Source organism: Kitasatospora sp. NA04385 (genome assembly GCF_013364235.1).
Taxonomy (GTDB): domain Bacteria; phylum Actinomycetota; class Actinomycetes; order Streptomycetales; family Streptomycetaceae; genus Kitasatospora.
This window is the reverse complement of sequence record NZ_CP054919.1, coordinates 2,727,998-2,754,097: the sequence shown is the minus strand read 5'-3', so window position 1 is coordinate 2,754,097 and position 26,100 is coordinate 2,727,998. Positions and strand designations below refer to the sequence as shown.

Genomic DNA, 26,100 nt, shown 5'->3' with positions numbered 1-26,100 from the left:
ACCGGGGGTGGCGGTCCGGGGCCGGCCGGTCACGCGCCGTCGGCGAACAGGACGGTGGCGGCGCGGTGGGTGTCGGTGTACTCGCGGACGGCGGCGATCCGGCCGTCCCGGACGGCGTCCGCGTCGCCGCGGGCCACCGCGGCCACGTAGTCGGCGACGACGGTGCGGGGGTCGGTGCTCATGGCGGATCTCCTGGTCGGGAAGGTCAGGCGACGGTCAGGACGGTGTTGCCGCGCACCCGGCGGCCGCGCAGGTCGGCGATCGCGTCGGCGGTGCGCCGCCAGTCGTCGACCAGGCCGAGTTCGGGGTGCAGCCGGCCCTCGGCGGTCAGCCGGACCAGGGTGTGCAGGTCCGGGCCGTCCGGGTGGTCGACGTCCGCGTAGCTGAAGTGCCGGACGGTCGCCGAGACCGGGCCGTTCAGCAGGGCGAAGAAGTCCAGCCGGACCGGCTCGCGGGAGGCCTGCCCGAACCAGATCAGCCGCCCGCGCGGGGCCAGCAGCGCCAGCGCCCGGGGCAGTTCGGCCCCGCCGGTGGATTCCAGCACCAGGTCGTACGGGCCGCGCGCGCCGGCCACCTCGTGCACCACCTCGGCGGCGCCCAGCTCCCGCAGCCGCTCCCCGCGTTCGGGGCTCGCGGTGACGGCGGTCAGCCGCGCCCCGGCGGCCGCGGCCAGCTCGGTCAGGTAGTGGCCCACGCCGCCGGACGCCCGGTCAGCAGCAGCCGCCGCCCGGTGACCGCGCCCGCGGTGCGCAGCAGCCGCAGCGCGGTCAGGCCCGCCAGCGGCAGCGCGGCGGCCGTCGGCGCGTCCAGCCGCTCGGGCAGCACCGCCAGCGCGTCCGTGCGCACCGCCGCGTACTCCGCCCAGCCCGCGCCCGGCGGGTGCCCCACCACCCGCTGCCCGACCGCCGGGCCGCTGCCGTCCGCGGCGGCCTGCACGACCAGCCCGGCGACGTCCTTGCCCGGCCGCCAGCCCGGCGGCGGGGCCTCCAGCAGGAAGGTCTCGCCCCGGTTCACCGAGAACGCGTCGACCTTCACCAGTACTTCGTCGGGGCGCGGCTCGGGCTGCGGGAGCTCGGCGAACTCGACCGTGCCGCGGGCCGGGACCAGTGCCTTCATCGGACGACTCCTCTGTTCCGGTGGTCCGTCGGGTGATGACCCCAGTCAACGGCCCGGGCCCCGGGAGGGTCCAACAACCGGAACGCCCGTACGACAACCGGCGGTTGTCGGCGATGATGGGGCGATGGACGATCCGGACCTCCGGCAGTTGCGGGCCTTCGTCACCGTCGCCGAACAGCGCCACTTCGGGCGCGCCGCCGAGCGGTTGGCGATCAGCCAGCAGGCCGCCTCCAAGCGGATCGCGGCCCTGGAACGGGAGTTGGGCGTCCGGCTGCTCGAACGGGGCCCGGCCGCCGTGCGGCTCACCGAGGCCGGACAGCAGTTGCTCGCCCCCGCGCGGGCCGCGCTGGCCGCCGGACAGGCCGCCGTCGCCGCCGTCCGGCAGCGGTCCGCGCCCGCCCGGCTGGACGTCTGGGGCCACCTGTACGAGCCGCTGCGCACCGTGCGCGAGGTGCTGGCCGCCGCCCCCGGGCTGACCGTCGAGGTCGGCCCCGCCCGGGACCTCGGGGCGGTCGCCGGCGCGCTGGCCTGGCGAGAGCGCCGCCGGGTTCGGCCGCCACCAGCCGGGCGCCGAGCGGAGTCGGCGCACCGGCTGGTCCGGCTGGAACCCGTCGACGTGGTGCTGCCGGCCGGCCACCCGCTGGCCCGCGCCGACCGGCTGCGCCCGCCGACCTGGCCGCGCTGCGGCTGGTGCTGCCCGCCGACCCGGCCCGGCTGGACTTCCTGGCCCGGTTCGGCGAGCGCTTCGGCGTCCCGCTGCTGCCCGGCGAGGCCAACCTCGGCCTGGCCCACCTGCTGGAACGGGTCGGCGCCGTCCCCGACGGCTGCACCCTGCTGCCCGCCGAACTCCCGCTCGCCGTCCCGCCCGGCCTGACCGTCCGCCCGCTCGCCGACCCCGTCCCGCTGTACGCCTGGTCGCTGGTCTGGCACCGCGAGCGCCCCCACCCCGCCGTCCCCGCCCTGCTGCGCGCCTTCGCCGACCGCGGCCGCGACCGCCGCTGGCTGGAGTACCGCCCCGACCGCGACTGGCTGCCCGGCGCCGACGCCCGCGACCTGGCATGACGGAGGGCCCCGGCGCGGCGCGCCGGGGCCCTCCGGGGCGGGTCAGACCAGCTCGACCAGGTCGGCGATCGAGTTGACCACCTGGGTCGGCCGGTACGGGAAGCGGTCGACCTCGGAGGCGTGGGTCAGGCCGGTCAGCACCAGGAAGGTCGACATGCCCGCCTCCATGCCGGAGACGATGTCGGTGTCCATCCGGTCGCCGATCATCGCGCTGTTCTCCGAGTGCGCGCCGATCGCGTTCAGGCCCGCGCGCATCATCAGCGGGTTCGGCTTGCCGACGAAGTACGGCTCCACGCCGGTCGCCTTGGTGATCAGCGCGGCCACCGCGCCGGTCGCGGGCAGCGCGCCCTCGGCGGACGGGCCGGTCTCGTCCGGGTTGGTGGCGATGAACCGGGCACCGTCGTTGATCAGCCGGACGGCCTTGGTCATCGCCTCGAAGGAGTACGTCCGGGTCTCGCCCAGCACCACGAAGTCCGGGGCGGTGTCGGTCAGTACGTAGCCGGTGTCGTGCAGCGCGGTGGTCAGGCCGGCCTCGCCGATCACGTACGCGGTGCCGCCCGGGCGCTGGTCGTCCAGGAACTTCGCGGTCGCCAGCGCGGACGTCCAGATGTGCTCCGCGGGCACGTCCAGGCCCATCCGGGCGAGGCGGGCGTGCAGGTCGCGCTGGGTGTAGATCGAGTTGTTGGTGAGCACGAGGAAGGGCTTCCCGGACTCACGCAGCCGCTTGATGAAGGCATCGGCCCCGGGGATCGGCACGCCCTCGTGGATGAGGACTCCGTCCATGTCGGTCAGCCAGGTCTCGATGGGCTTGCGGTCTGCCACGTGGGTGTCTCCTTGGTCTTGCACAGGTCGAACGATCTTCGTGATCGCTCCGACCGGACACCACTGGCCGGTCGGGCGCCACAGGCTGCCCCAACGCCGATCAGCCTAGTCGTCCGGGCCGGTCGGCCACAGGGGCGTCCGCGCACGTCCCGCCGCTCGCCGGCCGCGGCGGCGCCCGCCGACGGCGCGGGCTGTCGGCGCGACTGTGTAGCGTTCACCGCGGCGGGTCCGGGACGGGCCCGCTCGACGGTTACGAGTGAGAGCGGTCGCCGTGCGGCGCGGCCGGTGGGAGGTACAACGTGACGGAGCTGGCCGAGACGTCCACGGGCGGCGCGCCGGAACTGCCCGAGTCCTGGCGGGCGGTGCTCGCCGAGGAGACCGGCAAGCCCTACTACGCGCAGCTGACCGAGTTCCTGGCCGCCGAGCGCGCCGAGCACGAGGTGTTCCCGCCCGCCGGGCAGGAGTTCTCGGCGCTCGCCGCGACCGCCTACCAGGACGTCGAGGTGCTGATCCTCGGCCAGGACCCGTACCACGACAACGGGCAGGCGCACGGCATGAGCTTCTCCGTGCTGCCGGGCGTCCGGACGCCGCCGTCGCTGCGCAACATCTACAAGGAGCTGGGCACCGACCTGGGCCTGACCGTCCCGGACAACGGGTACCTGATGCCGTGGGCCGAGCAGGGCGTGCTGCTGCTCAACGCGGTGCTCACGGTGCGGGCGCACGAGGCCAACTCGCACAAGAACAAGGGCTGGGAGAAGTTCACCGACGCGGTGATCAAGGCGGTCAGCGCCCGCGAGGAGCCCTGCGTGTTCGTGCTGTGGGGCGGCTACGCGAAGAAGAAGCTCCCGCTGATCGACACCGAACGGCACGTGGTCGTCCAGGGCGCGCACCCCTCGCCGCTGTCGGCGAAGCTGTTCCTCGGCAGCAAGCCGTTCTCGCAGATCAACGAGGCGCTGGAGGGCTTCGGCCGGAAGCCGATCGACTGGCAGATCCCGAACCTGCAGAAGTGACCGGCCGGGGCGGCAGGGGGAGTCCTCCCGCCGCCCCGGAACCCCGGCCGGTCCGGATCAGGCCAGGACCGGGGGTTCGGTGGCGGCCCGCACCCGGTCCAGGGTGACGCCGTCGGCGAGGGAGACCAGCCGCAGGCCCGCGGGGGTGACGTCGAGGGTGGCCAGGTCGGTGACGACGCGGTGGACGACGGCGCGGCCGGTGGCGGGCAGGGACAGCTCGTCGACCAGCTTGGGGGTGCCGTCCTTGGCGGTGTGCTCCATGACGACGATCAGCCGGCGGGCACCGTGCACGAGGTCCATCGCGCCGCCCATGCCCTTGACCATCCGGCCGGGGATCATCCAGTTGGCGAGGTCGCCGCGGGCGGAGACCTGCATCGCGCCGAGCACCGAGACGTCGATCCGGCCGGAGCGGACCATGCCGAAGGAGAACGCCGAATCGAAGTACGCCGCACCGGGGTTGACGGTGACGGTCTCCTTGCCGGCGTTGATCAGGTCGGGGTCGACGTCGGCGTCGGCGGGGTAGCGGCCGGTGCCCAGGATGCCGTTCTCGGAGTGCAGGACGACGTGCACGCCGGGCGGCAGGTGGCCCGGGATCAGGGTGGGCAGGCCGATGCCGAGGTTGACGTACTGGCCGTCGCGCAGTTCGCGGGCGGCCCGCGCGGCGAGCGCCTCGCGGGGGTCGGTGGCGGCGGTCATCGGGACTCCTCCGGGGTGGCGGGGCTGCTGACGGTGCGCCGCTCGATGCGCCGGTCGGCGGGGTCGGCGGCCACGATCCGGTCGACGTACACGCCGGGCAGGTGGACGGCGTCCGGCGGGATCCCGCCGGGCTCGACGATCCGGTCGGCCTCGACCAGGGTGATCCGGCCGGCGGTGGCGCACAGCGGGTTGAAGTTGCGGGCGGCGGCGTGGAAGACGCAGTTGCCGTGCCGGTCGGCGACCTCGGCGCGGACCAGGGCGAAGTCGGCCGTGATGGCCTCCTCCAGCAGGTAGCGGCGCCCGCCGAACTCCCGGACCTCCTTGGGCGGGGAGGCCAGCGCGACCGTGCCGTCGGGGGCGTAGCGCCAGGGCAGGCCGCCCTCCTCGATCTGGGTGCCGACGCCGGCGGGGGTGTAGAAGGCGGGGACGCCCGCGCCGCCGGCCCGCAGCCGCTCGGCCAGCGTGCCCTGCGGGGTGAGCTCGACCTCCAGCTCGCCGCCGAGGTAGCGGCGGGCGAACTCCTTGTTCTCGCCGACGTAGGAGGAGGTCATCCGGGCGATCCGGCCGGAGCGCAGCAGCAGGCCCAGGCCCCAGTCGTCCACGCCGCAGTTGTTGGAGACCACCCGCAGGCCGGTGGTGCCGGTGTCGGCGAGCGCGCCGATCAGGGTGGACGGGATGCCGCACAGGCCGAAGCCGCCGACCGCGAGCAGCGCGCCGTCGGGAATGTCCCCGACCGCGCGGGCCGGGGAGTCCAGGACCTTGTCCAAGGGGGGCCGCCTTTACCAGGGGAGGAGGGGCTGACTGCCGCACCACCCTCCCCGCGGGCCCCGGGGCTTTCCATGGCGGTCGCCGCCATGCGGCGGGCCGGCGCCATGTGCCCGCCGCACACCCCGGGCCGGGCACCACCGCGACATGGCGGCGGGCCACACAGTGCAGGCGGCCGATGCATGTCCCCGCCACATGTCGTCCCCGGTGGCGCGCCCCTACGGTTCCGGCATCCCACCAGCACCCGCACGTCAGGAGCCCCCCACCATGTCAGTCACGGACGCCACCCACAGACGCCCCGTCCGCCGGTTCGCCGCGCTGGCCGCCTGCGTGCTGCTCGCCGCGGGCTGCGCGAAGGCCGGCACCGCGGGCACCTCGGCCGAGGCCGGTGGCGGCGGGGGCGACGGGAGCCCGGTCAAGGTCGGCCTGGTGTACTCGAAGACCGGCCCGCTGGCCGCGTACGGCAAGCAGTACCTGGAGGGCTTCAAGGCGGGCCTGGCCTACGCCACCAAGGGCACCGGCGCGGTGGACGGGCACCCGGTGGAGGTCACCGAGCAGGACGACGCGGGCGACCCGGCCAAGGCGGTCTCGGCGGCCAAGGACCTGATCGGTAAGAACGTGCACATCCTGGCGGGCTCGACCGCCTCGGGCGTGGCCCTGCAGGTCGGCCCGATCGCCGCGCAGAACAAGGTGCTGTTCATCTCCGGCCCGGCCGCCGCCGACAAGGTCACCGGCCTGAACAAGTACACCTTCCGCTCGGGCCGCCAGTCGTACCAGGACACCAGGGCGGCGGCCTCGTTCATCGGCGACGCCAAGGGCAAGAAGGTCACCGTGCTGGCCCAGGACAACGCCTTCGGGCAGGCCAACGTGGCCGCCGTGAAGGACGTGCTGGGCGGCGAGGGCGCGAGCGTGGACGCCGTGCTGGCCCCGCCGTCGGCCACCGACCTGACCCCGTTCGCCACCCAGGCCAAGGCCGCCAAGCCCGACCTGCTGTACGTGGCGTGGGCCGGCGACACCGCCTCCGCGCTGTGGACCTCGCTCAACCAGCAGGACGTGTTCGCCGCGACCAAGGTGGTCACCGGCCTGGACGTGGCCGCCTCCTACCCGCTGTTCGGCCCCGCCGCCGAGAAGATCGACTTCCTGAACCACTACTTCGCGGGCGCGGCCGGCGGCACCGAGGCCGAGCTGGCGATGACGGACGCGGTCACCAAGGCGGGCTCCAAGCCCGACCTGTTCACCCCCGACGGCTTCACCGCCGCCCAGATGGTGGTGCACGCGCTGGAGGCCAACAAGGGCTCCGACGCCGACACCGACGCGCTGGTGAAGGCCCTGGAGGGCTGGAGCTTCGACGGCGTCAAGGGCCGGCTGACCGTCCGGGCCGAGGACCACGCGCTGCTGCAGCCGATGTTCCAGGTCAAGCTGACCGGCACCGGCGCCGACGCCCGGCCCACCGCAGAGAAGATCCTGAGCGCCGAGCAGGTCGCCCCGCCGGTCGCCAAGATGGCGGGCTGAGCGGCATGGCCGCCCCCGCCCCGGTCCTGCGGCTGGACGGCCTCGGCTGGTCCGTGCGCGGCGTCCCGATCGTGCAGGACGTGAGCCTGGAGGTGGCCGAGGGCGAGTTCGTCGCCTTCATCGGCCCGAACGGGGCGGGCAAGACCTCCCTGTTCAACCTGGTCTCCGGCCTCTACCCCGCCACCCACGGCTCGCTGCACCTGGACGGCGCGGACATCACCGCCCTGCCGGTGCCCGCCCGGGCCCGGCGGGGCCTGGGCCGGACCTTCCAGACCTCCTCGCTGTGGCCCGGCCTCACCGTCGCCGAGCACGTCCGGCTGGCCGCCCAGGCGGCGGCCGGGCCCGGCGCCTCGTACCGGATCTGGCGCCGCGCGGGCCGCTACCGGCAGCAGGTCGAACAGACCCTGGAGCGCACCGGCCTGGCCGACCGCGCCGACGACCTCGCCGGGTCCCTCTCGCACGGCGGCAAGCGCAAGCTGGAGCTCGCGGTGCTGCTGGTGGGCGAGCCGCGGCTGATCCTGCTGGACGAGCCGATGGCCGGCGTCAGCGCCGAGGAGGTGCCCGCGCTGGTCGAGCTGATCCGCTCCGTCCACCGGGAGCAGGGCCGCACCGTCCTGATGGTCGAGCACCACATGGACGTCCTGCTGGGCCTGGCCGACCGGCTCGCCGTGATGCACCACGGCACCCTGCTCGCACTCGACACCCCCGACGCCGTGATGGCCGACGCCACCGTCCAGGGGGCCTACCTCGGGGAGGCGCTGTGACCCAGCCCCTGCTGAAGGTGCGGGAGTTGCGGGTGGTGATCGACGGACTGCACATCCTGCACGGGGTGGACCTGGACGTCGCCGCCACCGGCGTCACCGCCCTGCTCGGCCGCAACGGCGCGGGCAAGACCACCACCGTCAAGGCGGTCATGGGACTCGTCCCGCGCACCGGCGCCGTCACCTTCGACGGCGCCGACATCGGCCGGCTCCCCACCCACCGGGTGGTCCGCCGGGGCATCGGCTACGCCCCCGAGGACCGCGGCGTCTTCGCCCACCTCAGCGTCGCCGAGAACCTGCGGCTGGCCGAACGCGACCCCCACCCCGACTACGACCTGGTCCACGAGCTGTTCCCCGAGCTGAAGCAGCGCCGCCGGCAGGCCGCCGGCACCCTCTCCGGCGGGCAGCAGCAGATGGTCGCCATCGCCCGCACCCTGCTCAACGGAAACCGGCTGATCATCGCCGACGAGCCCACCAAGGGACTCGCCCCGAAGATCGTCACCGAGGTCGCCGACGTGCTCGCCCGGGCCGCCGAGACCGTCCCCGTCCTGCTGGTCGAACAGAACCTCGCCCTGGTCCGCCGGGTCGCCGGCCACTGCGCCGTCCTCGCCGACGGCCGCACCGCCCACCAGGGCGACGCCCGCGCCCTGCTCGCCGACGAGGACGCCGCCCGCCGCCTGCTCGGCGTCGGCGGCCACCGACCGGCCCCCGCACCCGAGGTGACGCCCCGATGAACACCGTCGTCCTGCTCGCCTGCACCGGACTCGGGCTCGGTGCGCTGTACTTCCTGGTCGCCTCCGGCCTCTCGCTGATCTTCGGCCTGATGGACGTGCTCAACTTCGCCCACGGCGCGCTGCTCTCGGTCGGCGCCTACGCCGCCTGGTGGGCCGCCACCGACGGCGGGATGGGCTTCTGGCTGGCCGTCCCGTTCGGCACCCTGGTCGGCACCGCCGCCTCCGTGCTGCTCGAACTCGCCCTGATCCGCCCGCTGTACGCCCGCCCCCGCGACCAGATCCTGGCCACCGTCGGCGTCGGACTCGCCCTGCCCGCCCTGCTGATGGGCATCTGGGGCTCCGACGCCCGCCCCTTCCCGCAGCCCGCCGCGCTGTCCGGCACCGTGGACCTGCTGGGGGCGGCCGTCCCCGTCAACCGCTTCGTCCTGATCGCCGCCGCCCTCGCCGTCCTGCTCCTGCTGCGGCTGTTCCTGGCCCGCACCCGCTACGGCCTGATCGTGCGGGCCGGCGTCGAGGACCGCGCCATGGTCACCGCGCTGGGCATCGACGTCCGCCGGGCCTTCACCCTGGTCTTCGCCATCGGCGGCGCCGCCGCCTCGCTCGGCGGGGCCCTGGCCGGCCTCTACTTCGGCTCCGTCAACCCCTCCCAGGGCACCGGCCTGCTGATCTTCGCCTTCGTGGTGGTCGTCATGGGCGGCATGGGCTCGGTCACCGGCGCCGCCGTCGCCTCGGTCGGCGTCGGCCTCGTCCAGCAGTTCGCCAACTACGCCGCCATTCCCGGGCTGGGGGGCACGGCCGGACTCGGCGACCTCTCGGTGGTCGTCCTGCTCGCCGTCCTCCTGCTCGTCAAGCCCCGCGGACTCACCGGGAGACTCGCATGACCACCCACCTCAAGCGCTGGTGGCCGCTGGCCCTGCTGCTCGCCCTGTGCGCCGCGCCGTACAGCGCCCTCCCGCTGCCCGGCCTGCTCGACGGGCCGCTCGGCAGCCCCGGCAGCCTGCAACTGATCGCCCTGTGCCTGCTCTACGGTGGCCTCGCCACCGGCTACGACCTGCTGCTCGGCCGCACCGGGCTGCTCTCCTTCGGGCACGCCCTCTACTTCGCCACCGGCCTGTACGCCACCGACCTGGCCATGCTGGAGTTCGGCCTCGGCTTCGGGCCCGCCGCGCTGTTCGGCACCGCCTGCTCGGTCGTCCTCGCCCTCGCCCTCGGCTCGGTCTCGCTGCGGGTCACCGGCATCGGCTTCTCCATGGTCACCCTCGCCTTCGCCCAGGCCGGCGCGATCCTGGTGCAGCGCAACCCCGGCGGCATCACCGGCGGCGAGGAGGGCCGGGCCGCCCCCGCCGAACACCTCCCCGACGCGCTGGTCGGCATCCAGAACACCGCCAACCTGTACTGGATCGCCCTCGCCTACCTGGTCCTGGTGCTCGCGGTGGTGCACTGGACGGTCTCCTCGCCCACCGGCCGGATCTGGGCCGGCATCCGGGAGAACGAGCGCCGCGTCGAGGTGCTCGGACTGCGCCCGTACGGCTTCAAGCTCGTCGCGTTCACCGTCTCCGGCGCGCTGGCCGGCGCCGGCGGCGTGGTCTACCTGCTGCTCACCGGCGGCGCGACCCCGCAGGCGGCGAGCTCCGACGCGACGCTCGCCCTGCTGGTGATGGTCGTCCTCGGCGGCTCCGGCACCCGCTGGGGCCCGCTGCTCGGCGGCGTCCTCTACACCTGGGCCGCGCACCGGCTCGGCGACCTCGCCAACTCCGGCACCGTCGCCGACCTGCCCGCCGTGCTGCGGGTCCCGCTCTCCCAGCCGCTGTTCCTGCTCGGTACGCTCTTCGTCGCCGTGGTCTACCTGCTGCCCGGCGGCCTCGCCAAGCTGCCCGCCCGGCTGCGCCCCGGCCGCACCGCGAAGACCGCCGCCCCCGTCACCGCCGTACCGGAAGGCGCCGCATGACCAACTCCCGGCCCGCCGCCCTGACCGTCCCCGTCGACGGCGGCGACCTCGCCGTCCTGCACTGGCCCGCGACCGTCCCCGACGCGCCCGTGGTGGTCGCCGTGCACGGCATCACCGCCAACGCGCTGGCCTGGGCCGGCCTGGCCCGGCTGCTCGACGGCCGGGTCGCGCTGTACGCCCCCGACCTGCGCGGGCGCGCCGCCAGCCGCGACCTGCCGGGCCCCTGGGGCCTGGCCCGCCACGCGGAGGACGTCGCCGCGCTGATCACCGCCCTGGACGCGGGCCCGGTCCGGCTGGTGGGCCACTCCATGGGCGCCTGGGTCGGCGCCCTCACCGCGACCCGGCACCCCGGGCTGGTCGCCGAACTCACCCTGGTCGACGGCGCCGTCACCTTCCCGCTGCCGCCCGGCGTCGGCGAGCAGGACGCGCTGGCCGCCGTCCTCGGCCCGGCGCTGGCCCGGCTCTCGATGACCTTCCCCGACCGCGAGGCGTACCGCGCGTTCTGGCGGGCCCACCCCGCGTTCGACCCGTGGACCGCCGAACTCGACGCCTACACCCAGCGCGACCTGGTCGGCGAGGCCCCCGCGCTGGTCTCCTCCTGCGTCCACGAGGCGATCACCACCGACGGCGCCCAGGTCCTGCTCGACCCGGAGGCCGCCGGCGCGATCCACCGCCTGACCGTCCCCACCCGCTTCCTGTACGCCGAGCGCGGCCTGATGGACGAGCCGCAGGCCCTCTACGACACCGACCGGCTGGCCGCGGCGGGGGTCGGGCTCCCGGCCGAGCCGGTGCCGGGCACCAACCACTACTCGATCATCTGGTCGGAGAGCCTGGCGGCGGCACTGCGCTAGGGCTCCGGGCATCCGGGGCTCCGGGCGGGCGGAGGGGGGACGACCCCCCCCGGCTCCGCTCCCGCTACGCGCCCAGGAAGGCCTGCCAGCCGCCCGCCGGGGCCTGGCCGACGTTGAGGGTGCGGAGCTTGCGGAGGGTGGACTGGTCCTGCACCTCCAGCCACTCGACGAGCTGCTTGAAGGAGACCAGGCGGACGTCGGGCTTGCCGGCGATCTGCTTGATGGTCTCCTCGACGGCGTCCATGTAGATGCCGCCGTTCCACTGCTCGAAGTGGTTGCCGACGAAGAACGGCGCCCGGTTGGTGGTGTAGGCGCGGTTGAAGCCGGCCAGGTAGGAGTCCCGGGCCTGGGTGCGCCACTGGTCGTACTTGCCGGGGTCGCCCTTGGTGGAGCCGCCCGACTGGTTGGCGAGGATGTTGTAGTCCATCGACAGGACCTGGAAGTTGTGGCCGGGGAAGGGGACGCCCTGCAGCGGGAAGTCCCAGATCTTGCCGTCCTGGACCTTCTGCGGCCAGATCTGCAGGCCGCCAGGGGAGCTGGCGTCGTACTTCCAGCCGAGCTTGGCGGCGGTCGGCAGCAGCGCCTTCTGGCCCTCCAGGCAGGGGGTGCGGCCGCCGATCAGCTCCTTCTTGTAGTCGAAGGGCAGCGGGTCGACGTCGGTGAAGCCGGTGTTGGTGCGCCACTCGGTGACGAAGGAGACCGCCTGCTGGATCTCGCTCTCCCAGTCCTCGGGGCTCCACTTGTTGACGCCGTTGTGGTCGGAGCGGGTGGAGCAGAAGTGCCCGTTGAAGTGGGTGCCGATCTCGTGGCCGGCCAGCCAGGCCTGGCTGATCAGCTTGATGGTGTTGCGGACGGCGTTGTCGGAGAGGAAGGGGATGTCCGAGGCGCCGACCGGGTGCTGCGGCGGGTGGTAGAGCGAGGACTTCTCCTTCGGCAGGGTGTAGATGCCGGAGAGGAAGAAGGTCATGCACGCCTTGTACTCGTCGGCGAGCTTGAGGAAGCGGGTGAACTGGCCGTCGTCGGTGGCGCCGGCGCCGTCCCAGGAGAAGACCACGAACTGCGGCGGCGCCTCACCGGGCTTGAGCTTCTCGGCGGCGGGCTGGTGCGGCTGGCCGCCGGTGTCGGCGGTGGAGCCGTCGCCGAGCGGGGTGGCCTTCACCGTGGGCTGCCCCGAGCCGGGGCCGCCGGTCGCGGAACCGGCGGCGTCGGCGCCGGGACGGTTCCCGGTGCCGCCTCCGCTGCTGGAACAGGCGGCGACGGCGCCGAGGGCCGCCGTGGCCGCGGTGGCGGTCAGCACTGTCCTGCGCGAGATGCTGCTCATGGTCTCCCCTGCCACGGTGGGCGCGATCAGAAGGAACTCCGGGCGCCGACGGGCGGATCCGGAGGTCAACTTCTGGCAAAATCGGACAATTTGACGGTATCGCCACCCAAGGATGGCATGCCCGAGGGGGTCGGTCCAACGCCGTCCGCCCTCAACCGGTCATCACGCGGCAAAGCTCCGGGCGGCTCCCGCCGGGGCCGCCCTGTTGCCGTTCTGGGACAGAGGACGCCGGAGAACGCCGAGGTCGCGACCCCGGGCGCGCTACTCGGCCTCGACCAGGACGGCCAGCCGGCGCCGCCGCCGGACCAGTTGCACCACGGCCGAGCTGATCGCGGTGGCCGCCAGGCAGGAGATCGCGAAGCTCAGCCACGCGGTGTCGAACCAGTGCTGGTTCAACCAGCCCAGGGTGACGATGTACGCCGCCCACACCACGCCGGCCACCGCGGACCAGCGCAGGAAGGTCCACGGCCGGTGGTTCGCCGAGTGGCCGACCGCCACGTCCAGCACCGTCCGCCCGGCCGGGACGAAGCGCGCGATGATCACGATCGCGGCGGCGGCCCGGCTGGTGGTGCGGCCGGTGAGCGCCCGCTGCACCCGCTCCACGCTCTCCGCCAGCCGGGGCCGGCGGGCCAGCCCCCGGTGCACCGCGGGCGCGCCGCGCCGGGCCAGGTTGAGCAGCAGCAGGTCGCCGAGGAAGGAGGCGACGGCCACGCCGGCGGCCAGCAGCAGCGGCGAGCCGCCGACCTGCCCGGTCTTCAGCACGGCCAGGATCACCAGCGTCCCGCTGGGCAGGAAGGGCAGGAAGGCGTCGCCGAGGACGGCGACCAGCGCCAGTGCGCAGTACCAGGCCGGTCCGACGATGGCGTTCGGGTCCACGGTGTCTCTCCCTCCAGCACGCCCGGGGGGAGCAGCTGCAACGGGGGACAACGCTAGCGCGGGCAAATTTCATGGCATGAAGCACCCCCGTGTGGCATACCGCACACGGGCCCGGGCACGGCGAGAGCCCCCGGGCGGGGTGCCGCTCCGGGGGCTCGTGGGATCGAACGACGCTGGTCGAGCCCGTCGATCTGTCGCTGGTGCACGGAACCGGTACGTGTTCCGCGCCGATCACCAGCCTGCCCCATCCGGGCCGCCGGTTCGAGCACCGGACCTGGCGACTTCTCGCTGTGGCGTGAAGTCGCCACGCTGCGTTGCCTGCTGGCGCACCGTCAGCGAACACCCCGGCGCGCCGCCCCGGCGGGCCGCCGCGGGGCCGGTCGCGGGGCGGGCCGCGGGGCGGGTCGCGGGCGGCGGGAACAGGCCGGACGGCGCGCGGGTTGTGCTCCCACGAACGCCCGGGCACCCGGCCGGGGCAGCAGGAGGACGCACCGCATGAGCACCGCACCGGAGCCGACCGCCCCCGAGACCGACCCCCGGGCCGCCGCCCCGGGCACCGCGGGGGACGCCGTCCGCGGTGCGGCCGCGGGCCGCGCCCCCGCCCCGCTGTCCATCCTGGACCTCGCCACCGTCGGCACCGGCCACACCGCGGGCGAGGCGCTCGCCGCCACCACCGAACTGGCCCGGGCCGCCGAGGGCTGGGGCTACCACCGGTTCTGGGTGGCCGAGCACCACGGCATGCCGGGCGTCGCCTCCTCGGTGCCCGCCGTCCTGCTCGCCCACCTCGGCGCGCACACCACGACGCTGCGCCTGGGCTCCGGCGGCGTGATGCTGCCCAACCACGCCCCGCTGGCGATCGCCGAGCAGTTCGGCCTGCTGGAGGCCCTGCACCCGGGCCGGATCGACCTGGGCCTGGGCCGCGCCCCCGGCACCGACCAGGCCACCGCCCGGGCGCTGCGCCGCGGCCTGGCCGACGGCGCGGAGGACTTCCCGCGCCAGCTCGCCGAGCTGCGGCACTTCCTGGACGGCGACTTCCCGCCCGGCCACCCGTACGCCCGGCTGGAGGCGGTGCCGCGCTCGGCCTCCCGTCCGCCGCTGTGGCTGCTCGGCTCGTCCGGGTTCAGCGCCCAGCTGGCCGCCCGGCTCGGGTACCCGTTCGCGTTCGCGCACCACTTCAGCGCGGCCAACACCGTCCCCGCGCTCGACCTGTACCGGGAGGGCTTCACCCCGTCCGAGGTGCTGGAGAAGCCGTACGCGCTGATCGGGGTCAGCGCGGTGGCCGCCGAGAGCCGGGAGCGGGCGCGGTGGCTGGCCCGGTCGGCGGGCCTGGGCATGCTGCGGCTGCGGCAGGGCCGCCCCGGGCCGATCCCGACCCCGGAGGAGGCCGCCGCGCACCCCTACACGCCCGCCGAGGAGGACTTCCTGGAGTCCTGGCTGGCGAACGTGGTGCTCGGCACCCCGGCGGAGGTCGCCGAGGGCCTGGAGGCGCTGCGGCGGCGCACCGGGGCGGACGAGCTGATGGTCACCTCGCACATCCACGGGCACGAGAACCGGCTGGCGTCCTACGGCCTGATCGCCGAGGCGTACGGGCTCACGGCCGCGGGCTGAGCGCGTCCAGCACCGCGAGCTGCTCGGTGACCCGCTCCGCCGACCAGGTCCGCACCCAGTCGGCGAAGTCGCCGATGTAGGCCCGGGGCACGGACTCGATCCGCATGATCAGCGCCAGGTAGATCCGGTAGAGCGCGAGCCGGGCCCGCCCGGCGTCGTCCAGCTCGAAGGCGGGGTCGACCGAGCGGTAGCCGGCCACCAGGTCGGCGTCCAGCTCGGCGGCGCCCAGCGGGTCCAGGCCGACCAGCTCGGCCAGCGGGTCGCCGAAGAACGCCCGCTCGCCGTCGATCACGCCGGTCAGCTCCCAGCCGCCGTCCGCGCCGGGGGTGAGCAGCAGGTTGCCCTCCCAGGCGTCGAAGTGCACCAGGGCCGGGCGGCGGACCTCGGCCAGGGCGGCCGCGAAGCGCTCCGGCAGGGCCCGCAACTCCTCGACCGGGGCGGGCAGTTCGACGCCGTAGCGGTCGGCGTCGGCGAGCAGTGCGCCGAACATCGCGGCGAACGCGGCGGGCCAGCTGTCGGCCGACAGGCCCGGCTCGGGCTGCGGGTAGCCGTAGCGCTCCCCGGTGGCCCGGGCCACCCCCGCGGCCCAGGCGCCCAGGGTGCGGCGCAGCCCGGCCCGGTCGGCGTCGGAGAGCCGCTCGCGCAGGCTGTCCCAGGTGGCGCCCTCCACGAAGCCGAGCAGCAGCCACTCGCGGGTGCCGGCGTCCCCGTCCGGGTCGTGGTGCAGCACCTGCGGGACGGCCAGGCCGGCGTCCGCCGCCAGCGCGTGGAACAGCCGCTCGGTGCCCAGCAGCCCGCGCTCGTGCGCCAGGCCGGGCGTGCCGGGCGGCGGCGCGCACTTGAGCACCAGCCGCCGCCCGTCGGTCAGTTCGAGCATCCGGGCGGCGTTGTACAGGCCGCCCGTCATCGAGGTCTCGGCCACCACGCTCGCCCCGTCGAGCACCGCGTTCACGCGTTCCATCGGCCCTGCTCCCTCCGCACCGGAAAGGCCGCGGTGCTACCGCCGCGGCTGGTCACGGAGTATCCCGGCGATCACCCCGGGACCGCCAGGGCGGCCGTAGTACCAGCCCTGGGCGGTGTCGCAGCCGGTCTGCCGCAGCCGCTCGGCCTGGGCGGCGTGCTCGATGCCCTCGGCGGTGACGGTCAGGCCCAGGGCGTGCGCCAGCTGCACCATCGCGCCGACGATCTGCTCGTCGGCGGCCCGCCGCGGGCCGTCCGCGCCGGGCGCGGACTCGCGGAACGCCTCGATGAAGGTGGCGTCCAGCTTGAGCGCGTGCACCGGCAGCCGGGACAGGTAGGCCAGGTTGGAGTAGCCGGTGCCGAAGTCGTCGATGGCGATCCGCACGCCCATGTCGGCCAGCGCCTGGAGGGCCTGCAGCGGCCGCCCGCCCGGGCCCAGCAGCGCGCTCTCGGTGATCTCCAGCTGCAGCAGCGGGGCGGGCAGCCCGGTGCGCGCCAGCACGTCCGCGACGTCGGCGACCACGTCGGAGTCCCAGATCTGGCGCGGCGCCAGGTTGACGCTCACCAGCACCGGCTGCCCGGGGAACTCGGCCAGCCAGCGCCCGGCCTGCCGGCAGGACTCCTCCAGCACCCACTTGCCCAGCTGCACGATCGCCCCGGACTCCTCGGCGAGCGGGATGAACCGGTCCGGCGGCAGCAGCCCGTACCGGGGGTGGTTCCAGCGCACCAGCGCCTCCGCGCCGTGCACCGCGCCGTCCGCCAGGCCCACCAGCGGCTGGTACTCGACGGTGAACTCGCCGCGCTCCACGGCCGGGCGCAGCGCGGTGGCCAGTTCGTGCCGGGCCAGCTGGTCGGCGCCCCGGTCGCGGTCGTACAGCGTCCAGCGGGCGCGGCCGTCGGACTTCGACCAGTACAGGGTGGAGTCGGCGTCCCGGATCAGGTCGGTGGGGGTGGAGCCGTGCACCGGGCGCTCCACCACGCCGATCGAGGCGGTCACGGTCAGCCGGTGCCCGGCCACCTCGAAGGGACGTTCCAGGGCGGCCATCAGCGCGGCGGCCAGCCGGGTCAGCTCCTGGTGGCCGCCGCTGCCGGTGACCAGCACCGCGAACTCGTCGCCGCCCAGCCGGGCCACCAGCCGGCCCTGCTCCCGGGCGAACCCGTGCTCCAGCCGGGCGGCGACGGCCACCAGCAGCTGGTCGCCGACGTGGTGGCCGAGCGTCTCGTTGATGGCCGCGAAGCCGTCCAGGTCGACGTAGCACAGCCCGATCCGCCGCTCGCCGCCCGCCGGCGCCGGCCCGTCCGGGCCGCCCGGCTTGAACGCGGCCTCCAGCCGCTCGTAGAACAGCGTCCGGTTGGGCAGCCTGGTCAGCGGGTCGTGGGTGGCCTGGTAGGCGAGCCGGTCGCCGAGCTGGCGGCGCTCGGTGACGTCCTCGACCATGACCATCGTGTAGTACGGGTCGCCGGCGCCGTCCCGGATCAGCGAGACGGTGACCCGGCCCCAGACCTCCCGGCCGCCCCGGTGCTTGAGCCGCTTCTCGGCCCGCATCCGGTCGCGCTCGCCGCGCACCAGTTCGCGGTAGCGGCCGCGGGAGGGTTCCTCCGGGTCGATGATCTGGTGGATGTGCATGCCAGGGAGTTCGGCGACCTCGCGGCCCAGCATCGCCGCGAACACCGGATTGCCCTCGATCACCAGGTCGTCGGAGCCGATCAGCGCCATGCCGATCCCGGCGTCGGCGAACGCGGCCCGGAACCTGGACTCGCTGGCCCGCAGGGCGGCGGCCAGCCGCTCGGCCTCGGTGTCCGGCGGGGCGCCGCAGGCGACGCACGGAGCGGACCCGGCGGGTCCGGTTCCCGATCCCGGGCGCGGTGTTTCGGGCTGCCCACCCCGATGGTGTGCGTCGGCCCCGAGGTTCCGGCCCGGCACGGCACGCTCCCGTCCGCTGCTGCCACTGGTCGCACCGGCCACCCCTCACGGACGGCGACCGGCCCGGCGGCCCGCGCCCGCTCGGCGGCCCCGGGCCGGTGGCCGGGGAGCAGTCGGCGGCCTCGGGCCACGCCCGCCGATCATAGGCCGCCGGTGTAACTGTCCGCGACCGCCGCCAGGGTGATTGGTGAGCCTTGCCCGGAGATGCCCGTAACGTTCCGTGGGAATCGGGGCGTGAACCGACCGAAGGGTGGGACGGCGGCCCGGGAGCGGACGACGAAACCCCCGGTGGGCGCCGCGGAGGCGCCCGCCGGGGGAGTGCGCCCCCGCTCACGCGCCGTGACCGGGCGTGCGCGGGGGGCGGTCCGGCCGGTCGGCCGGACGGGGGATCAGGCCAGGCTCGCCGACAGCGTGATGGTGGTGCCGGCCAGCGCCTGGCTCACCGGGCAGTTCGCCTTGGCGTCCTCGGCGGCCTTCACGAAGCCCGCCTCGTCCAGGCCCGGCACCGTCCCGACCACGGTCAGGTGGATGCCGGTGATGCCGGTGCCCGGCTGGAAGGTCACGTCCGCCTTGGTCTCCAGCTTGGTGGGCGGGGTGCCGGCGCCGCTCAGGCCGTGCGAGAGCGCCATCGAGAAGCAGGACGAGTGGGCGGCCGCGATCAGCTCCTCCGGGCTGGTCCTGCCGTTCGCGGCCTCGGCCCGGGACGGCCAGGACACCGGGAACTCGCCGACGCCGGAGGAGTCGAGGGTCACCAGGCCCTTGCCGTCGAGCAGGTTGCCCTCCCACTCGGTGTGCGCGGTGCGGGTCGTCGCCACGATCAGGTACCTCCCATGAGATGCGGACAGCGTCGAACTGCTGTACCGGCGGCCGGACTTCCGGCCCCGGCCCGCCCAGCCTACGGCCCGCACCGCGCCCCGGTGGACGAACGCCGCGCGGAGCGGCGCACTCCGCGCTCCGCCGCCCGCGCGGCGGCTCGCGGACCGTCCGGAGCGGCGTCCCAAGTACCGTCCCAAGTGCCGTCCCACATGCCGGAACGCGCAGGTGATCGGGGCGGACGCGGCCTGCCCGCCCTGTTAGATTGGCCGTTCGCCACGCCCGATCGCCCACCCGTAATCCCGCATCGGAGCCACCCCACATGACGGACCAGCCCACCCCCTCCCCGGCGGGGATCGACGACGCCGTGCGGGCCGAGCTGACCCGCCTGCGCGAGTCCATCGACAACATCGACGCCGCCGTCGTCCACATGCTCGCCGAACGCTTCAAGGCCACCCAGCAGGTCGGCCGGCTCAAGGCCGAGCACCACCTGCCCCCCGCCGACCCGGCCCGGGAGGCCCGCCAGATCGAGCGGCTGCGCGAACTCGCCCTCAGCGCCAACCTGGACCCGGTGTTCGCCGAGAAGTTCCTCACCTTCATCATCGCCGAGGTGATCAGGCACCACGAGGCCATCGCCAAGGAGGCCTGACCGCCCACGGGGGTTGTCTGCTCCGGGTAAGAGCCCGATTTCGCGCTGCCCCCGGCTCGGGTTAGCGTGCTGTCCTTGCCAAGGAGGCGGTGTCGGTGGCGGTGGCGGTGACCGAGGGGACCACGCAGGAGCGGCGTCCGCGCAGGCGGCGGCCCTGGTACGTGGAACTGCCCGTGATGATCGCGATCGGCCTGGTCATCGCCGTGCTGATCAAGACCTGCCTGTTCCAGATGTTCTCCATCCCGTCCGGCTCGATGGAGAACACCCTGCAGGTCGGCGACCGGGTCGCGGTCAACAAGCTGGCCACGCTCACGGGTTGGAAGCCCGAGCCGGGCGAGCCCGTGGTGTTCAAGGACCCGGGCGGCTGGCTGCCGCCCGCCCCCGAGGGCGGCAACGCCTTCACCCGCACCGTCCACTCCGGCCTCAGCGCGGTCGGCCTGCTGCCGCCCGGCGACGACTACCTGGTCAAGCGGGTCATCGCGGTCGGCGGCCAGACCGTCGCCTGCCACGGCAGCACCCTCACCGTCGACGGGAAGACCGTCGCCGAGCCCTACCTGCACCCCGGCGACGACTCCTGCTCCGGCATCGACTTCGGCCCGCTCACCGTCCCGGCGAACCACGTCTGGGTCGAGGGCGACCACCGCAGCGACTCCGCCGACTCCCGCTACCACCGCGACGGGCCGGACGGCGGCGCCGTCCCGGTCGCCGACCTGGTCGGACCCGCCAGCGCCGTGGTCTGGCCGTTCAACCACTTCACCTGGTTCGGCTGGACGGGCCGCTGAGCCGCCGAGCCGGGCCCGGTGCGGCCCGGCGTACGATGAGCCGGTGTTCATCCTCGAACTGACCTACACCGCCCCGCTGGAGCGCGTCGAAGCGCTGCTGCCCGCCCACCTGGCCTGGCTGGAGCAGCACTACGCGGCCGGCACCTTCCTCGCCTCCGGCCGCAAGGTCCCCCGCGACGGCGGGGTCATCCTCGCGGTCGCCGCCGACCGCGCCGCCGTCGAAGCGGTCGCCGCCACCGACCCCTTCGTCCCGGGAGGCGTCGCCGACTACCGGATCACCGAGTTCATCGCCACCACCGTGGCCCCCGCCCTCGCCGCCCACCGCGAGACCCTGCCGTCCTGAGCCCCGACCGACCCCGGCGCCCGGTCCGTCCGGCTCAGCTCCGGCTCGCCGACTGGGCCGCGAACGCGCCCGCCAGGACGAGTGCGCCGCCGGCCAGTTGCGGGGGGCCCAGGTGTTCGCCGAGGAGGAACCAGGCGAGCACGGTGGCGACCACCGCCTCCAGGTTGGCGACCACGCCGGCGACCGGTGGGGACAGGTGCTGCACGGAGACCACGCCGGTCAGGTAGGCCAGGACGGTGGCGACCAGCACCATCCACAGGGCCGGGACGAGTGCGGGCAGCCGGTGGCCGTCCATCGCCACCGAGCGGCCGAGCAGCGACCAGTCGGCCTCCCAGGGGCGGGTGGCGGCGGTGAGCAGGACGGCGCCGATCAGCAGGCCGTACGCGGAGAGCGCCAGCGGGTCGACCGGGCGCTCGCCCCGGCGGCCCGCGTCGGCGAGCACGAAGTACCCGACCTGGCAGCAGGCCGCGCCCAGGGCGAACAGCACGCCCAGCGCGTCGAAGGACAGGCCGTTCCAGACCTCGACCACGCAGGCCAGGCCGGCCACCGCGACGCCCGCCCCGGCCGTCGCCCGCCGGGAGACCGGTCGGCGCTGCACCAGCCGGACGTAGGCGATCAGCAGCGGCGGGCCCAGGTACTCGATCAGCAGGGCGACGCCCACCGGGATGCGCGAGATCGCCGCGAAGTAGCAGGCCTGCACGCCCGCCACCGCCAGCAGCCCGAACCCGAGCAGCAGCCCGGGCCGCCGCAGCACCGCCTCCCGGTGCCGCCAGGCCACCGGCAGCAGCACCAGCGCGGCCCCGGCGACCCGCAGCCACACCGTGTGCGCGGGGGAGAGCCCGGCCTCGATCAGCGGCTTCGCGGCCGTCCCCGACCCGCCGAAGGCGACCGCCGAGACCAGCGCCAGCGCCAGCCCGAGCGGGACCGCCCGCAGGACGGCCGCGGCCGGTGCGGGGCCGGGCCCGCGGCCGGTGTCGTGGCCGGTGGGGGCCGGGCCCGCAGTCGGGCTCGGGGCGGGTGGCGGCGGGGCGTCGACGGGAACGACGGAGGGGTCCGGGCTGCTGCGCATCGCCGCATTGTGCCAGCCCGGACCCCTCCGCCGTAAGGCGTCAACCCTCCTGTTGGTCCTGGTTGCCGAGCAGGCCGCCCGCCCCGCCGAGGCCCGGCGCGGTGCTGCCGGACGGGCTGCGGCCGGCCCCGCCGCTGGGCCGGGCCGAGGGGTGCGCGAGGGCTGCCGCTCGTCCTCGCCGCCGTCGCCCGTGCCCGCGCTGCCGCTGGGCCGGGCCGAGGGGGTGCGCGAGGGCCGGACGTCCTCGGCCGACGGGGAGGGCGAGGCGCTGGCGCTGCCGGTCGGGGACGGGCTGTCGTCGGGCGTCACGGAGGGGCTCGGCGTCGCGGACGGGGTGCTCGCCGCCGGGGCCCGGCTCGGCCCGGCGAAGTCGCTGACCGACTGCCCGGCCAGCGCCGACTTCATGTAGGCCGTCCAGATCTGGGCCGGGTACTTGCCGCCCGCCGCGCTGCCGGTGCCGCCGACGCCGTCCAGGCTGACCTGCTTGCCGGTGCCCGGCTCCTGCCCGAACAGGCCGACCACGGTGACCAGCTCGGGGGTGTAGCCGGCGAACCAGACCGACTTGGAGTCATCCGTGGTGCCGGTCTTGCCGGCCGCCGGGCGGTTCAGCGCGGCGGCCCGGTAGCCGGTGCCGCCCTGGTCCTCGATGACGCCCCGGAGGATCGCGGTGGTCGCCCGCGCGGCGTCCTTCGAGATCGCCCGGGTCGCCTTGTGCTCGGGCAGCGCGACCTGCTCGCCGCCCAGCTCCAGGCCCTTCACCAGCCACGGGGTGATCTGCTGCCCGTCGTTGTCCAGGGTGGCGTACGCCCCGGCCAGGTTCAGCACGCTCGGGGTGGCCGTGCCCAGCGGGATCGAGGCGAGCGCCTTGAGGTCCGGCGTGTCGGCGGGCAGGCCGAGCGCCACCGCGGTGGAGCGGACCTTCTCCAGCCCGGTGTCCTGCGCGAGCTGCGCGAACACCGAGTTCACCGACCAGTCGGTGGCCTGCTGGAGCGAGATCTGCCCGTACGAGTGCTCGCCCTCGTTCGGCGGCGCGTACGGGACGCCCTTCGCGCCGCGCACCGGCCGCCGGTTGGTGCCGTCGTACACGGTGTCGGCGCCGATCCGCTCGCCGGACTGGGTGCGCGCCCCGGAGTCCAGGGCGGCGGCCAGCGCGATCGCCTTGAAGGTGGAGCCGGCCGGGTAGTCGGTGCGGGTGGCGTTGTCGATCCAGTGCTTGGTGGCGTCCGCGCCGCCGTACAGCGCCAGCACCTGCCCGCTCCTCGGGTCCACCGACGCCGCGCCGGCCTGGGCCGCGGCGTCGGCCTTGCGGCTGTCCGGCTTGAGGTTGGCGGTCAGCTGGCTCTGCACCGCGTCCTGGAGCTGCTGCTGCTTCTTCGGGTCGACGGTCAGCGTGATGGTGTAGCCGCCCTGGGCGAGCTGCGCGTCCGAGACGATGCCGTGGTCGGTCAGGTACGAGGTCGCCGCGGCCACCAGGTACCCGGCCTGCCCGGACAGGCCGGGCGCGGACTTCGGCGCCAGCACCTCGGGGAAGGCGGTCTGCTGCCGCTCCTCGGCGCCCAGCCACTTCTTCGCCACCATGCCGTCCAGCACGTAGTTCCAGCGCGCCATCGCCTTCTGCTTGCCGGCCTCGCTCGCCGAGGAGACGTCGAAGGCGCTCGGCGCGTTCAGCAGCGTCGCCAGGTAGGCGCCCTGCGCGGCGGTCAGCTCGCTCGCGTCCACCCCGAAGTACGCCTGCGCGGCGGCCTGGACGCCGTACGCGCCGCGGCCGTAGTACGAGGTGTTCAGGTAGGAGGAGAGGATCTCGTCCTTGCTCAGGGTCGCGTCGACCTTGATCGCGATGAACACCTCCTTCACCTTGCGGCTGACGGTCTGCTTCTGGTTCAGGTACGCGTTCTTTACGTACTGCTGGGTGATGGTCGAGCCGCCCTGGGTGGAGCCGCCCGAGGCGGTGTTGAACGCGGCCCGGGCCATGCCCTTGAGGTTGACCGCGCCCTCCGAGTAGAAGTTGCGGTCCTCGGCGGCCAGCGCGGCGTGCTGCGCCTCGGCGGAGACCTTGTCCAGCGAGACGTTCTGCCGGTTGGTCTGGCCGGTGCGGGCCAGCACCGAGCCGTCCGCGTACAGCCAGGTGTTGGACTGCGCGGTGGCGGCGGCGTGCGCGTCCGGCACCTTCACCAGGGCGATGCCCAGGGCGAACAGCCCGACCCCCAGCAGCAGCGAGGCGGCCAGGCCGAGCAGGGTGATGCGCCAGGTGGGTATCAGCCGGCGCCAGCCGGTCCGCTTCTTCCGTTCACGGGGCTTTCGAGGCAACGGAGACCTTCCCGCAGGCCCCGGACGGGCTGCTCGCTCGGGCGACGGCGTGAACCTCGCCAGCCTGACTGATCGACTTGTCAGATGTTAGGGACCTATGTCCCATTTCTCCTAAGACGATCTTTAAATACCCCTTAGCTTCACATCCTCCCCCTTCTCAACGAGCGCGCCGCGCAGGGGACATGGCGGCGCGGCCGGAAAACGACGAAGGCCCCTCGCTCTCGCGAGGGGCCTTCGACCTGTCTGTGCGCCGCCAGGGACTCGAACCCCGGACCCGCTGATTAAGAGTCAGCTGCTCTAACCAACTGAGCTAGCGGCGCGTGCTGACGGGGAGAACACTACACGCTCCCCGACCTGCGGTGAAACCGGCTTCTCCGGGCGGCCCGGGACGGTGCTCCGGAACGCCGCCGAAACGCCGAGAGCCTCCCCGGAGGGAGGCTCTCGACCGTCTGTGCGCCGCCAGGGACTCGAACCCCGGACCCGCTGATTAAGAGTCAGCTGCTCTAACCAACTGAGCTAGCGGCGCCTGCTGACCCGGAGAACACTACACGGCCCGGCCCGTCCGCCGAAATCGTGACCGCCCGACCACGCGGCGTCGCTCAGCGCGGCGGCGGCAGCCGGTTCAGGAACACCTCGAAGGCGGTGGGCCGCACCGCGTTCGCCCCGTCGAACGGGTAGTTCATCTCCTTGATCGCGATCAGCGACAGCGCGATCAGCCCGGCCAGGCTGAGCACCATCGCCAGGTGCGCCCAGGTGTTGGACAGCCCGAACAGGAAGGTGAACGCCACGGTGACGACCGCCCCGGCGATCAGCGCCGCCCACAGCAGCGGCGGCACGCAGTCGGCGATCAGGTTCAGCCGGGCCCGCCGCTTGCTGGCCAGGCCGTCCACGTGCTGGATCACGTTCTGGTAGATCGCCGCCTGCTGGTCGCCCTGCGGGTCGAACGACAGCGCGGCGTCGCGGATCCGGTACATCAGCGCGGTCGCCGCCGGATCGCTGTGGTGGTCGGCCATCTCGCCCCACTCGGTGTCCACCACGGCGTGCGCGTAGGCGAGCGTCAGCCCCTCCAGCGCCGCCCCCTCCGGCAGCGGCATCTGCCGGGACATCCAGTACACCCCCGCCAGCTCGTCCGCCTCCTCGAAGGTGGTGACCTTCGCCGTCGAGGCGTTCTCCCACACCACGATCACCACGAACGCCACCAGCACCGCGTAGAACGCCCCCACCGCGGCGAAGATGAACCCCGCCACGTCGTTGCAGTTCTCCCGGGCCGGCACCGACGCGTACTTCTGCACCAGCAGCATCCCGGCCGCGGTCCCCACCAGCGTGCCGGCCATGACCACCACGTCGATCCAGTTCACGACCACCCCCGCTGCTCCCGGTGCACGCCTGTACGCATACGGTCATCACACCGCGCGGCCCCGCCCCCGGGCGACCGGGGCTAGTCCCAATGCCACGGCCCGGCCCGCCCCGGGATCCGCCCCGGGATCCGCCCCGGAACCCGCCCCGGGGCCCGCCGTAAGCCCGTGCGAAGCTCCTCCCGTGTCCGCCACGAAGCGCTTCCGTGCCCTGCCGACGGCCGCCGCCGCCACCGCCGCCGCGTTGGTCCTGGTCGGCTGCTCGCCGTCCGGTTCCGCCGCCGACCGCACCGGCCTGACCGCGGGCGGGGGCGGGGTGGCCACCGCCGCCCCGGGGCACCGGGAGCAGGCGCCGGACGTCTCGGGCACCCTGCTGGCGGGGGGAGGGGTGAAGCTCTCCGACTACCGGGGCAAGGTGGTCGTCCTGAACCTCTGGGGCTCCTGGTGCAGCGCCTGCCGGGCCGAGGCGCCGGGGCTGCAGGAGCTGTGGGAGAAGTACCGGGACCGGGGCGTCCAGTTCCTCGGGATCAACACCAGGGACAGCGACCCGGCCAACGCCGTCGCCTTCGAGCGGAACAAGGGCGTCACCTTCCCCAGCATCTACGACCCGGACGGCACCCAGATCCTCCGCTTCCCCAAGGGCTACCTCGACCCGCAGTCGATCCCGACCACCATGGTGATCGACCGGGACGGCCGGGTGGCCGCCCGGGTGCTCGGCGGCCGGAGCCCCGACGTCATCGACGCCATGATCCGGCCGGTGCTCGCCGAGCCGGCGTCCGGCGGCCCGTCCCCCGCGGCGGCCGGCCCGTCCTGAGG

General features: G+C 74.5%; 24 protein-coding genes, 2 tRNA genes and 1 pseudogene. 13 read left to right on the top strand and 14 right to left on the bottom strand.

What is annotated here, in order from left to right; genetic code table 11:
- Positions 1 to 29: 29 nt before the first annotated feature.
- Positions 30 to 182, bottom strand: coding sequence for a hypothetical protein (locus HUT16_RS11995; RefSeq protein ID WP_176188090.1), 153 nt, complete (start codon positions 180 to 182; stop codon positions 30 to 32).
- A 23-nt stretch (positions 183 to 205) separates the two neighbouring features.
- Positions 206 to 1,116, bottom strand: a pseudogene (locus tag HUT16_RS39215) (zinc-binding dehydrogenase).
- Between the two features lie 124 nt (positions 1,117 to 1,240).
- Between HUT16_RS39215 and HUT16_RS11985 the strand changes: the two are divergent.
- On the top strand, positions 1,241 to 1,990 hold the full coding sequence (locus HUT16_RS11985) for a LysR family transcriptional regulator (protein ID WP_368662681.1): 750 nt from the start codon (positions 1,241 to 1,243) through the stop codon (positions 1,988 to 1,990).
- 230 nt (positions 1,991 to 2,220) lie between these two features.
- On the opposite strand, the gene HUT16_RS11980 is transcribed toward HUT16_RS11985, so the two are convergent.
- Positions 2,221 to 3,000: an HAD-IIA family hydrolase gene (locus HUT16_RS11980; RefSeq protein ID WP_176188088.1), complete on the bottom strand. Its 780-nt coding sequence runs from the start codon at positions 2,998 to 3,000 to the stop codon at positions 2,221 to 2,223.
- A gap of 299 nt (positions 3,001 to 3,299) precedes the next feature.
- Here HUT16_RS11980 and HUT16_RS11975 point away from each other — a divergent pair, with 299 nt between their 5' ends.
- Positions 3,300 to 4,010 (top strand): uracil-DNA glycosylase, encoded by a 711-nt coding sequence (locus HUT16_RS11975; RefSeq protein WP_176188086.1) that lies wholly within the window; start codon positions 3,300 to 3,302, stop codon positions 4,008 to 4,010.
- A 57-nt stretch (positions 4,011 to 4,067) separates the two neighbouring features.
- On the opposite strand, the gene HUT16_RS11970 is transcribed toward HUT16_RS11975, so the two are convergent.
- Both HUT16_RS11970 and HUT16_RS11965 read right to left on the bottom strand, forming a co-directional pair.
- Positions 4,068 to 4,706, bottom strand: a complete 639-nt coding sequence (locus HUT16_RS11970) for a 3-oxoacid CoA-transferase subunit B (RefSeq protein ID WP_176188084.1) — start codon at positions 4,704 to 4,706, stop codon at positions 4,068 to 4,070.
- Positions 4,703 to 5,473 (bottom strand): CoA transferase subunit A, encoded by a 771-nt coding sequence (locus tag HUT16_RS11965; protein ID WP_176188082.1) that lies wholly within the window; start codon positions 5,471 to 5,473, stop codon positions 4,703 to 4,705. Before HUT16_RS11965 ends, HUT16_RS11970 begins: the two co-directional genes overlap by 4 nt.
- 265 nt (positions 5,474 to 5,738) lie before the next feature.
- Here HUT16_RS11965 and HUT16_RS11960 point away from each other — a divergent pair, with 265 nt between their 5' ends.
- Genes HUT16_RS11960 through HUT16_RS11935 form a run of 6 tightly spaced genes read left to right on the top strand, consistent with a single transcriptional unit; the run spans position 5,739 to position 11,277 of the window.
- A complete protein-coding gene (locus tag HUT16_RS11960; protein WP_176188080.1) occupies positions 5,739 to 6,983 on the top strand; it encodes a substrate-binding domain-containing protein in 1,245 nt (414 codons plus the stop codon).
- A 5-nt stretch (positions 6,984 to 6,988) separates the two neighbouring features.
- Positions 6,989 to 7,747 (top strand): ABC transporter ATP-binding protein, encoded by a 759-nt coding sequence (locus HUT16_RS11955; protein WP_176188078.1) that lies wholly within the window; start codon positions 6,989 to 6,991, stop codon positions 7,745 to 7,747.
- On the top strand, positions 7,744 to 8,478 hold the full coding sequence (locus HUT16_RS11950; RefSeq protein WP_254897772.1) for an ABC transporter ATP-binding protein: 735 nt from the start codon (positions 7,744 to 7,746) through the stop codon (positions 8,476 to 8,478). The genes HUT16_RS11955 and HUT16_RS11950 overlap by 4 nt, the downstream gene beginning before the upstream one ends.
- Positions 8,475 to 9,359 carry a branched-chain amino acid ABC transporter permease gene (locus tag HUT16_RS11945; RefSeq protein ID WP_176188076.1) on the top strand — a complete coding sequence of 295 codons (885 nt, stop codon included), beginning with the start codon at positions 8,475 to 8,477 and terminating at the stop codon, positions 9,357 to 9,359. Before HUT16_RS11950 ends, HUT16_RS11945 begins: the two co-directional genes overlap by 4 nt.
- Entirely contained in the window at positions 9,356 to 10,426 is a 1,071-nt protein-coding gene (locus HUT16_RS11940; protein ID WP_176188074.1) for a branched-chain amino acid ABC transporter permease, read from the top strand. The genes HUT16_RS11945 and HUT16_RS11940 overlap by 4 nt, the downstream gene beginning before the upstream one ends.
- Entirely contained in the window at positions 10,423 to 11,277 is an 855-nt protein-coding gene (locus tag HUT16_RS11935; RefSeq protein WP_176188072.1) for an alpha/beta fold hydrolase, read from the top strand. Before HUT16_RS11940 ends, HUT16_RS11935 begins: the two co-directional genes overlap by 4 nt.
- Before the next feature lie 64 nt (positions 11,278 to 11,341).
- On the opposite strand, the gene HUT16_RS11930 is transcribed toward HUT16_RS11935, so the two are convergent.
- Together HUT16_RS11930 and HUT16_RS11925 are read right to left on the bottom strand one after the other, a co-directional pair.
- A complete protein-coding gene (locus HUT16_RS11930) occupies positions 11,342 to 12,598 on the bottom strand; it encodes a hypothetical protein (protein ID WP_176188070.1) in 1,257 nt (418 codons plus the stop codon).
- A 261-nt stretch (positions 12,599 to 12,859) separates the two neighbouring features.
- Positions 12,860 to 13,474, bottom strand: coding sequence for a DedA family protein (locus tag HUT16_RS11925; protein WP_176188068.1), 615 nt, complete (start codon positions 13,472 to 13,474; stop codon positions 12,860 to 12,862).
- A 495-nt stretch (positions 13,475 to 13,969) separates the two neighbouring features.
- On the opposite strand from HUT16_RS11925, the gene HUT16_RS11920 reads away from it, so the two are divergent.
- A complete protein-coding gene (locus HUT16_RS11920; RefSeq protein WP_176188066.1) occupies positions 13,970 to 15,082 on the top strand; it encodes an LLM class flavin-dependent oxidoreductase in 1,113 nt (370 codons plus the stop codon).
- Here the strand turns inward: HUT16_RS11920 and HUT16_RS11915 are convergent.
- The 3 genes from HUT16_RS11915 to HUT16_RS11905 form a co-directional block, all read right to left on the bottom strand.
- A complete protein-coding gene (locus tag HUT16_RS11915) occupies positions 15,066 to 16,043 on the bottom strand; it encodes a phosphotransferase family protein (protein ID WP_176188064.1) in 978 nt (325 codons plus the stop codon). The two genes, HUT16_RS11920 and HUT16_RS11915, sit on opposite strands and share 17 nt — an antisense overlap.
- A 36-nt stretch (positions 16,044 to 16,079) precedes the next feature.
- The gene (locus HUT16_RS11910; protein WP_176188062.1) at positions 16,080 to 17,966 is read right to left on the bottom strand and encodes a bifunctional diguanylate cyclase/phosphodiesterase; all 1,887 of its coding nucleotides are present in this window, start codon (positions 17,964 to 17,966) and stop codon (positions 16,080 to 16,082) included.
- A gap of 389 nt (positions 17,967 to 18,355) precedes the next feature.
- Positions 18,356 to 18,781, bottom strand: a complete 426-nt coding sequence (locus tag HUT16_RS11905) for an OsmC family protein (RefSeq protein WP_176188060.1) — start codon at positions 18,779 to 18,781, stop codon at positions 18,356 to 18,358.
- A gap of 320 nt (positions 18,782 to 19,101) precedes the next feature.
- Between HUT16_RS11905 and HUT16_RS11900 the strand changes: the two genes are divergently transcribed.
- From HUT16_RS11900 to HUT16_RS11890, 3 genes are all read left to right on the top strand, one after another.
- Entirely contained in the window at positions 19,102 to 19,428 is a 327-nt protein-coding gene (locus HUT16_RS11900) for a chorismate mutase (RefSeq protein WP_176188059.1), read from the top strand.
- A 95-nt stretch (positions 19,429 to 19,523) separates the two neighbouring features.
- Positions 19,524 to 20,210, top strand: a complete 687-nt coding sequence (gene lepB, locus HUT16_RS11895) for a signal peptidase I (protein WP_254897770.1) — start codon at positions 19,524 to 19,526, stop codon at positions 20,208 to 20,210.
- A 43-nt stretch (positions 20,211 to 20,253) separates the two neighbouring features.
- The gene (locus tag HUT16_RS11890) at positions 20,254 to 20,553 is read left to right on the top strand and encodes a YciI family protein (protein WP_176188057.1); all 300 of its coding nucleotides are present in this window, start codon (positions 20,254 to 20,256) and stop codon (positions 20,551 to 20,553) included.
- Between the two features lie 34 nt (positions 20,554 to 20,587).
- Here HUT16_RS11890 and HUT16_RS11885 read toward each other — a convergent pair whose 3' ends face one another.
- The 4 genes from HUT16_RS11885 to HUT16_RS11870 all read right to left on the bottom strand — a co-directional run bounded on the left by HUT16_RS11885 (position 20,588) and on the right by HUT16_RS11870 (position 25,287).
- Complete coding sequence (locus tag HUT16_RS11885) at positions 20,588 to 23,929, bottom strand: transglycosylase domain-containing protein (RefSeq protein ID WP_176188055.1); 3,342 nt, start codon at positions 23,927 to 23,929, stop codon at positions 20,588 to 20,590.
- A 246-nt stretch (positions 23,930 to 24,175) separates the two neighbouring features.
- Positions 24,176 to 24,249 (bottom strand) — tRNA-Lys (locus HUT16_RS11880).
- 132 nt (positions 24,250 to 24,381) lie between these two features.
- A tRNA-Lys gene (locus HUT16_RS11875) sits at positions 24,382 to 24,455 on the bottom strand.
- A 73-nt stretch (positions 24,456 to 24,528) separates the two neighbouring features.
- A complete protein-coding gene (locus HUT16_RS11870; protein ID WP_254897769.1) occupies positions 24,529 to 25,287 on the bottom strand; it encodes a DUF4239 domain-containing protein in 759 nt (252 codons plus the stop codon).
- Positions 25,288 to 25,468: 181 nt separating this feature from the next.
- Between HUT16_RS11870 and HUT16_RS11865 the strand changes: the two genes are divergently transcribed.
- Positions 25,469 to 26,098 (top strand): TlpA disulfide reductase family protein, encoded by a 630-nt coding sequence (locus tag HUT16_RS11865; protein WP_176188051.1) that lies wholly within the window; start codon positions 25,469 to 25,471, stop codon positions 26,096 to 26,098.
- Positions 26,099 to 26,100 lie beyond the last annotated feature (2 nt).